The sequence below is a fragment of the Agrobacterium sp. 22-3639C2 genome (genome assembly GCF_053522105.1).
On the sequence record NZ_JBNWDB010000010.1, the window covers coordinates 2,515 to 5,014 of the forward strand.

The 2,500-nt window shown below is 50.8% G+C and carries 1 rRNA gene (cut by a window edge); it reads left to right on the forward strand.

Annotated features, from left to right (window positions below):
- Positions 1–462: 462 nt before the first annotated feature.
- A 23S ribosomal RNA gene (locus tag ACQZ6D_RS27600) occupies positions 463–2,500 on the forward strand (it continues 769 nt past the right edge of the window).

The window sequence follows — 2,500 nt, forward strand, 5'->3', positions numbered from 1 at the left end:
GAGTTGAATATCCTTTTGAAGAAATAAAAGTTTGCATCTTCTGCTAAGGAAGATGCCTGTTCTGAATACATTGTGAAGAGAAGATATGTCTGGAAGCGTCCAGGTGTTTTGGGTTTATGCCTGAAACGTCCGAGACCAATCCTTGTGAAACCATGTGATGGCTTAGTCGGCCGGAATTGGTGGAGGGGTTGGAGGTAGGAAGGATCGCTTGTCCGAGGCATTTTTGTTGTTGGAGCTTTTGCTCCTCTGATGGGAATGCTGGATTGATGTTGCCTGACCGCGCATCACCGGATGATATCTCGAGAAGCTGGTCTTAATGATACGACCTCGAAGTGCACCGGCGTGCCTTCAAAGAGGATTGTATCGAACACGTCGATGTCATCAGGAGATGATCTGGTTGTAAAAGGTAACCGGATTGCCGTTCCTTTGGAACGGCTATGGATGAGCATAGACAATGAGAACGAAGAAGTGAATTAAGGGCATTTGGTGGATGCCTTGGCATGCACAGGCGAAGAAGGACGTGATACGCTGCGAAAAGCCGTGGGGAGCTGCGAATAAGCTTTGATCCATGGATCTCCGAATGGGGCAACCCACCTTAAATGCTTGGAAAATCCAGTCTGTTTTATGAACGGCCTGGGTTTCCAAGCATTGTGATAAGGTATCTTACTTTCGAATACATAGGGGTAAGAAGCGAACGCAGGGAACTGAAACATCTAAGTACCTGCAGGAAAGGACATCAACCGAGACTCCGTAAGTAGTGGCGAGCGAACGCGGACCAGGCCAGTGGCAATGATGAATAAAGCGGAACGATTTGGAAAAGTCGGCCATAGAGGGTGATAGCCCCTTACGCGTAGAACAGTCATTGTCCTTGAGTAGGGCGGGGCACGTGAAATCCTGTCTGAACATGGGGAGACCACTCTCCAAGCCTAAGTACTCGTGCATGACCGATAGCGAACAAGTACCGTGAGGGAAAGGTGAAAAGCACCCCGACGAGGGGAGTGAAATAGAACCTGAAACCGGATGCCTACAAACAGTCGGAGCCCGCAAGGGTGACGGCGTACCTTTTGTATAATGGGTCAACGACTTAGTGTAACTAGCAAGCTTAAGCCGGTAGGTGTAGGCGCAGCGAAAGCGAGTCTGAATAGGGCGATTGAGTTAGTTGCATTAGACCCGAAACCGAGTGATCTAGCCATGAGCAGGCTGAAGGTTGGGTAACACCAACTGGAGGGCCGAACCCGTATCTGTTGCAATAGATTGGGATGACTTGTGGCTAGGGGTGAAAGGCCAATCAAACTCGGAAATAGCTGGTTCTCCGCGAAATCTATTTAGGTAGAGCGTCGACCGAATACCCTCGGGGGTAGAGCACTGGATGGGCTATGGGGACTCACCGTCTTACTGATCCTAACCAAACTCCGAATACCGAGGAGTACTAGTCGGCAGACACACGGCGGGTGCTAACGTCCGTCGTGAAAAGGGCAACAACCCTGACCTCCAGCTAAGGTCCCCAAGTCATGGCTAAGTGGGAAAGGATGTGAGGATCCCAAAACAACCAGGATGTTGGCTTAGAAGCAGCCATCATTTAAAGAAAGCGTAACAGCTCACTGGTCTAAATAAGGGTCTTTGCGCCGAAAATGTAACGGGGCTAAAGCCATGCACCGAAGCTGAGGATGTGACAGTTGTAGTGACTGTTGCGTGGTAGCGGAGCGTTCCGTAAGTCTGTGAAGGCGGACCCGTGAGGGCTGCTGGAGATATCGGAAGTGCGAATGTTGACATGAGTAACGATAAAGGGAGTGAGAGACTCCCTCGCCGAAAGACCAAGGGTTCCTGCTTAAAGTTAATCTGAGCAGGGTTAGCCGGCCCCTAAGACGAGGCGGACACGCGTAGTCGATGGGAACCACGTTAATATTCGTGGGCCTGGTGGTAGTGACGGATCTCGTGTGTTGTACATTCTTACTGGATTGAATGTGCGGCGAAGAGGTTCCAGGAAATAGCTCCACCGTATAGACCGTACCCGAAACCGACACAGGTGGTCAGGTAGAGTATACCAAGGCGCTTGAGAGAACTATGTTGAAGGAACTCGGCAAATTGCACGCGTAACTTCGGAAGAAGCGTGACCCCATTTTACGCAAGTATGATGGGGTGGCACAGACCAGGGGGTAGCGACTGTTTATCAAAAACACAGGGCTCTGCGAAGTAGCAATACGACGTATAGGGTCTGACGCCTGCCCGGTGCTGGAAGGTTAAAGGGAGGGGTGCAAGCTCTGAACTGAAGCCCCAGTAAACGGCGGCCGTAACTATAACGGTCCTAAGGTAGCGAAATTCCTTGTCGGGTAAGTTCCGACCTGCACGAATGGCGTAACGACTTCCCCGCTGTCTCCAACATAGACTCAGTGAAATTGAATTCCCCGTGAAGATGCGGGGTTCCTGCGGTCAGACGGAAAGACCCCGTGCACCTTTACTATAGCTTTACACTGGCATTCGCCAAGGCATGTGTAGGATA